Here is a 6,274-nt window from a genome sequence, read left to right as displayed (position 1 = left end):
CGGAATCGTTGAGCTATTTCCCCGCCCGTCCAACCCATGCAGGCTACTCCTGCCATCCGTTCGGCCCGTAAATTGCCCCCGCGGCTCCTCTCAGATCCCCCGTCAGTGAAGGCATCTAGTTGTAGAGACCGCCTTCCGTGAGCCCGCGCTAGACTGCCCAGATGGCCAGCCCCGAAACTGGACTCTTCTCAGAGTTGAAGCGGCGCAACGTCTTTCGCGTGGCAGCCATGTACGCCGTAGCAGCCTGGCTCGTCATCCAGATTGCGGACGCTACTTTCGAGCCCCTGGGTGTCCCGGATTCCGCGCATCGGATCCTGATCCTGGTGACTGCACTCGGGTTCCCCGTGGCGCTGGTACTGGGTTGGCTCTTCGATTGGACGGCCGAGGGGTTGGTCAGAACCCCGGATGACCCGGAGCAGGAGGTGGTTCGTCTCCGTAGCAGCCGACGCATCGACTTCGCGATCATCGCGGTGTTGGTGTTGGCGCTCGGAATGTCTCTATTCGGGCCGGAGATGGAGTTTGCAGGCTACCCGGCTGATGCTCGCGCTTCAATTCGGTCGATCGCGGTTCTCCCGCTCGAGAACTTGACCGGTGATCCGGCACAGGCGTATTTCGTCGAGGGAATGACCGAGGCTCTGATCACGGGCCTCGCTCGTATCCGTTCGCTTCAGGTGACCTCTCGCACGACGATGCTTCAGTACACGGGTACGACTCTGTCTCTTCCCGAAATCGCGCTGGAGCTCGGCGTAGATGCCCTCATCGAGGGCAGCATCATGCTCGATGGACGACGCGTTCGGATCACCGTCCAGCTCATCGATGCGCGCAACGACCAGCATCTCTGGGCGGATCAGTTCGACCGCGATCTGGGTGACGTGTTTAATCTTCAGAGTGAGGTGGCACGGAACGTCGCACGTCGGGTCGAAGCGCGACTTTCTGCCCGCGAAACCGAAATGCTCGCGGATGCAGGACCGGTCGATCCAAGGGCCCAGGACGCGTACCTCAAGGGTATCTACTTTGCGAACAAGCACACTCCCGCTGGGGCGCTGCGCGCCCGTCGGCATTTCGAGGAAGCGATGCGGCTGGATCCGGAATACCCACACGGGTATGCGGGTCTCGCCGACACGCTCGCGTGTTCACCCATGCACACATGGGCCATCGCGGGCGAGGGAGAAGACGCGACACCCATCGCCGTGATGGATCTGGCCTGGGAGCTTGCCAACCGGGCCGTCGAACTCGACGCCGATCTCCCGGAGGCGCAGACCGCACTCGGTCTCGTGCGCTTGTATCGTAACTGGGACTGGGACGGCGCATTCGAAGCGCTGGATAGCGCAGTCGATATCAGTCCGAGTTATGAGTTCGCGCGACGCGGGCGTGGATTCACCCTGGCCAGCTACGGCGAGTTGGATGACGCGATTCGCGACGCCGATCATGCCCTGTTGATCGACCCACTGAACGCCCAGGTCATTCACATGGCTGGCCAGATCTATGAATGGAGTGGGAATCTCGAGCGCGCCGAGGAACTCTATCGGGAAGCCACCGCCGTGGATTCTGCAAATCCGAATGGCCGCCACGCTCTCGGAATTCTTCTTTGCAAATCGGGTGTCGTCGAGCAGGGGATCGCCCTGCTCGAGGAGTCTCTCCAGATCTCCGCTGGCGATCCACTCATTGCGGGCGACATCGGCTGGTGCTTCGCGACGGCCGGTCGCAGCGACGACGCACGCTCATTGCTGGCCGATCTGACCGAGCGGTCGGCCCTCGAATGGGTCTCCCCGATCGCGCGTGCGAGAGTTCATATCGGTCTCGGAGAAAACGACGAAGCCCTTGCCGAGTTGGAGCGTGCATACAAAGAACGCGCGTACGGCGTTGTCACGCTGGACGTCGAATCGATCTGGGATCCAATCCGCGCTAGCCCTAGGTTTCAAGCCTTGAGACGGGCCGTCGGATTGCGGGATCAAAACGCCGCCAGCGAGATCTGAAGCGCACGACCTGGACAGGCTGCTTACCCCCCGATCCCCAGTCTATTCGTCTTCTTGAAGAGGTGCTTCTGGGTCGCACCTCCCTAGGGCTTCCGGGGCCGTCCGGTATCCAGCAGGTCGGTCGCGATGGGGAGTTCACGATTGAGACCCCCGCGTCCCCATCAGCGCCGGCAAACTGGGTCGAGAGGAGCGTCACCGTCGGGCTGAGCTCGCCGCCGATGCGACACGAAATCCAGCCGGCGGCATACTTCGTGCTACTGGTTCACCGCGCGGGAGACTCAGGTGCGCAGGAGAAGAGAATGACGAGCGGATCTACCGAACACTATGACGTGGTGGTCATCGGAGCGGGTGTCAGCGGCATGTACGCCCTGCATCATCTGCGCGAGATGGGCCTTTCGGTGCGGGTGTACGACGGTGCCAGCGACATCGGTGGCACCTGGTGGTACAACCGCTACCCGGGTGCACGGGTCGATGGTCCGGGCAGCCCCTTCTACTGCTACACCTTCTCGGAAGAGCTCATGAAGGAGTGGGACTGGGCCGAGACGCAGTCCGAGCAGTCCGCGGTGCTGGCCTACCTCGAACATGTCGCCGATCGGTTCGACCTCCGCCGCGACATCCAGTTCGAGACCTGGGTGCAAGACGCCCGCTACGACGAAGCGGCGCAGCGCTGGACGGTGGAGACCAGCACCGGCGTGCGTGCCTCCGCCCAGTTCCTGATCTGTGCGGTGGGCGCCCTCTCGACCGCGAACATGCCCGACATCCCGGGGATCCATGACTTCGCGGGCGAGTGCTACCACACCGGTCGCTGGCCTCATGAGCCTGTTTCCTTCGAGGGCAAGCGCGTTGCCGTGATCGGTACGGGCTCGTCGGGGATCCAGTCGATTCCCGAGATTGCCCGCGAAGCCGAACACGTGACGGTCCTGCAGCGCACGCCGCAGTACGCCTTCCCTGCCGGCAACCGTCCCATCACGCCCGAGGAGATGGCGGAAGCGAGAAAGGACTGGGACGCCGTCCGCGCGAAGATGTACGCGCACCAAGGAGGGTTCCCCTTCGACCCCAACCCGTCACGCTCCGCCCTCGAGGACACCCCCGAGCAGCGCAACGCGATGTACGAAGAGCTATGGCAGCGAGGTGGCTTCGGCTTTTTCCTGAACCTCTACAGCGACATCGCGATCAACGAGGAAGCCAACGCGTCCCTGGCCGACTTCGTGCGCGGCAAGATCCGCGAGATCGTGCGCGACCCCGCGACCGCCGAGAAGTTGATGCCCGACCACTTCGTGATCACGAAGCGGCCGATCCTCGACAATGGCTACTTCAAGACCTTCAACCGCGACAACGTGACGTTGGTCGACCTGCGCGAGGATCCCATCGAGCGGTTCACGCCCACCAGCGTGGTGACCCGGACGGGCGAGCACCCCATCGACGTGCTCGTGCTGGCGACCGGCTACGACGCCATCAGCGGCTCGATGCTGCGTCTCAACCCCAAGGGACGCGACAGCATGAGCCTGAAGGAGCGATGGCAGGATCGTTTCCACAACTATCTCGGCATCACGATCGCGGGTTTTCCCAACCTGTTCATGATCCACGGTCCTGGGTCGCCCGGCGTGTTCTACAACATGCCGCTCGGCGCCGAGCGCCAGATGGATTGGATCGGCAACTGCTTGCGCCATCTACGCGAGAAGGAGCTGGGTGCGATCGAGCCTACGGCCGACAGTGAAGAAGCATGGGCTGCCGAAGTCAGCGCGATCGCCAACGCGACTCTCTTCCCCCGTACCAACTCCTGGTGGACAGGCGCGAATATCCCCGGCAAGCCTCGCTACTTCTCCGTGTACTTGGGCGGCGCCCTGTACTACCAGCGCATCGGCGAAGTGAGGGACAAGGACTACGCAGGGTTCGTGTTCGAGCAAGCGCACCGCGCGGAGCCTGTTCGAGACTCCCACCGAGTGGGGGACCGCTGACCTCACTGCACTCCGGCCGCACTCCAGGCTTCCTGGACCTAAGTACCTGTATTGGTGACGTTTCAATGGCGGGGCGGCGCTTTCGATTCCCGCGCCCGCTTCCCCCAGAGATCCCCCGTCAGTGAAGGCATCTAGTTGTAGAGGTCCTCGTTGTCGGGTGATTCGGGTGGCAGGCTGGCGGCAACATTCCGGCAAGTGAGGCTGGCAAGCCTAGATCCCTTGACTTCGATCACGACAAAGATCGTTTAAAACTCGCTGTGCCACGTCAGCTGCAATGATGCCTTGTTAAGCCGCACGGCGTGCACAGGAAGGTACCGAGTTGTGACGGTGTGCGTTCAACCTGCAACGGTCACTCCGTTTCGCTGAAGTACCTCCAACAGCTTGGGAATCTCAGGGGGCCCAGGAGGGATCTCCTTGCTGACGGCGGTGAACATCTGTGTGGCAAGGCCACCCTGGCCGGTGAGTTCGAGCACCTCGCCGCCGTCGTCACCGTAGCGAAAGCTGTGCACGGTGCCGGCGGGCACATGCACGAGCGTACCCGGCACACACAATACGGTCTTCTCCGCGCAGGTGAACTCGACTGTGCCCTTGAGGACATAGAAGGACTCGTCCCAGTTGTGGCTATGAGGTGGTGGGCCTGTTCCCTCGTCGCCTTGCTGCAGGGTGATCTCATACGCTTGCGTCGCTGCGTTTGACGCGAGCACGGTCACCTTGGTTCCGAGCACATTCAAGGCGGTATCGTAGTCTGTAGGTGTCACAACGAACGGTTGAGCTTTCATAGTGTCCTTCTCTCGAGTGGACTAGATCGCGGAGTGACCTGTGCGGCCTAAACTACCTTAGGCCGCGAGCCTTCGACCGCGCAAGCAGCAGCCTTCGCAGCATAGTAGCAGCGGGGGAAACGGCTTGGCGGCACAGAATCGCATTTGAGACCCTGTGGTCGCCGATTCGGTGCGGTGGCGAGGGCTTCTGTTGGGTCTGAGGCGGCAATCTTTATTACTCGTCAGTGAAGGCATCTAGTTGTAGAGGCCGTCCCGGGTAATGGAAATGCGCCGAGTGGCGGGACTGGTGGTGGGTGTTTTCTTGGAGGAGGGTTTGACCGTCAGCTCCGCATTCGGGCTGCGGTCCCTAATCCGCGCTTCGCTGAGGATTGATATAGCCGTTAGTCTGGAGCTTTAGCCCGGTGCGCGAGCACCACCCACACGCCGCCGAGGGTTGCGGCCGAAGCGATCACCAGCCGAGCGCTTACTTCCTCGGCCAAGAACATGACGCCGCCCAGTGCGGCAATCGCGGGAACAGACAACTGTACGGTGGCTGCGCGCATTGCGGCCAGCCCTGGAAGTGCCTTGAACCAGATCGCATAACCGATACCAGATGCGATACCGCCGGACGCAGCAGCTAGGCCTATTCCGCCGAACGTAGCGTGGAAATCCGCACGGAAGGCCCAACTCACCGCGAGCACCAGTGGTACGCAAAAGATAAAATTGTTTGCTGTCGCTTCCAGCGGGTCGGCGACGCTTCTGCCGAGAATTGAGTAGATGCCCCACGCGACGCCGGCGACAGCCATGAGCATGGCGCCAATCGAATCCGGCGCTGTAACGCCCGGGGAGACCAGATACACCAAGCCGGCAAAAGCAACGATGAGTGCGCACCAGGACACAACATTGAAGCGCTCACCGGACCGCAGTGCTATCGCAAACATCGTCAACTGGACGGCCGCAAACAGAATCAGAGCACCGGTCCCGGCGCTCAACGTGATATAGGCGAACGAGAAAAAGGCCATATAGCCGAACAGCATGATGACCATTCGCCAGTCGGCCGATGATCGCCCCTGCTTTCGCCATCGTGGTGCCATCAGCGCTGCAAGGACGAGCGCGCCAGCCGCGACGCGGACGGTCGCAAAGGAGGCTGCATCTATCGACTCAGCACCCAACGCGAGTCGGCACAAGACTGAATTGGCGGCGAATGCCACCATTGCCAGTGCTGTAAGAGACACTACGTTCAATGCGGTTCTGCCTGCGTTGCTTTCATCCAAAATAGAGACATTGTAGTCTGAACAATACAGCGGGACCGGAGTCAACAAAGGAGTATCGCGATGAGGGTGCAATCGGATGGGGAGTCGCCGTGGTCCCTTTCCGGTTCCCCTGTCAGTGAGGGCATCTAGTTATAGATGACTGCATTGCCGAGTATTCCGAGAGTGACCGATTTCACAGCTGCTGTGGAGGTTTCGTCGGAGGGAGGGAATATGAATAATCGGACTTTCAATGTCTGGCTCGTGGCCCTGGTCGTGGTGTTCACCACGGGTTGTATGGAACCAAAAGATCGCCGACCCGGACTACGCAT

Annotated in this window: 4 protein-coding genes; 2 read left to right on the top strand and 2 right to left on the bottom strand. The window is 61.4% G+C overall.

Annotated elements, in window-relative coordinates; translation table 11 throughout:
• Positions 1–161 precede the first annotated feature (161 nt).
• Both IH881_19915 and IH881_19910 read left to right on the top strand, forming a co-directional pair.
• Complete coding sequence (locus IH881_19915) at positions 162–1,976, top strand: hypothetical protein (GenBank protein ID MCH7869968.1); 1,815 nt, start codon at positions 162–164, stop codon at positions 1,974–1,976.
• A gap of 299 nt (positions 1,977–2,275) precedes the next feature.
• The gene (locus IH881_19910) at positions 2,276–3,934 is read left to right on the top strand and encodes an NAD(P)/FAD-dependent oxidoreductase (GenBank protein ID MCH7869967.1); all 1,659 of its coding nucleotides are present in this window, start codon (positions 2,276–2,278) and stop codon (positions 3,932–3,934) included.
• Positions 3,935–4,269: 335 nt separating this feature from the next.
• Here the strand turns inward: IH881_19910 and IH881_19905 are convergent, their stop codons facing one another.
• Both IH881_19905 and IH881_19900 read right to left on the bottom strand, forming a co-directional pair.
• Positions 4,270–4,713, bottom strand: coding sequence for a cupin domain-containing protein (locus tag IH881_19905; GenBank protein ID MCH7869966.1), 444 nt, complete (start codon positions 4,711–4,713; stop codon positions 4,270–4,272).
• Positions 4,714–5,093: 380 nt separating this feature from the next.
• Entirely contained in the window at positions 5,094–5,966 is an 873-nt protein-coding gene (locus tag IH881_19900) for a DMT family transporter (GenBank protein MCH7869965.1), read from the bottom strand.
• Between the last annotated feature and the right edge of the window lie 308 nt (positions 5,967–6,274).

Source organism: Myxococcales bacterium, from assembly GCA_022563535.1.
Lineage (GTDB): Bacteria > Myxococcota_A > UBA9160 > UBA9160 > UBA4427 > DUBZ01.
The sequence above is the reverse complement of the archived record's forward strand: the minus strand, read 5'-3'. Positions and strand labels throughout refer to the sequence as shown.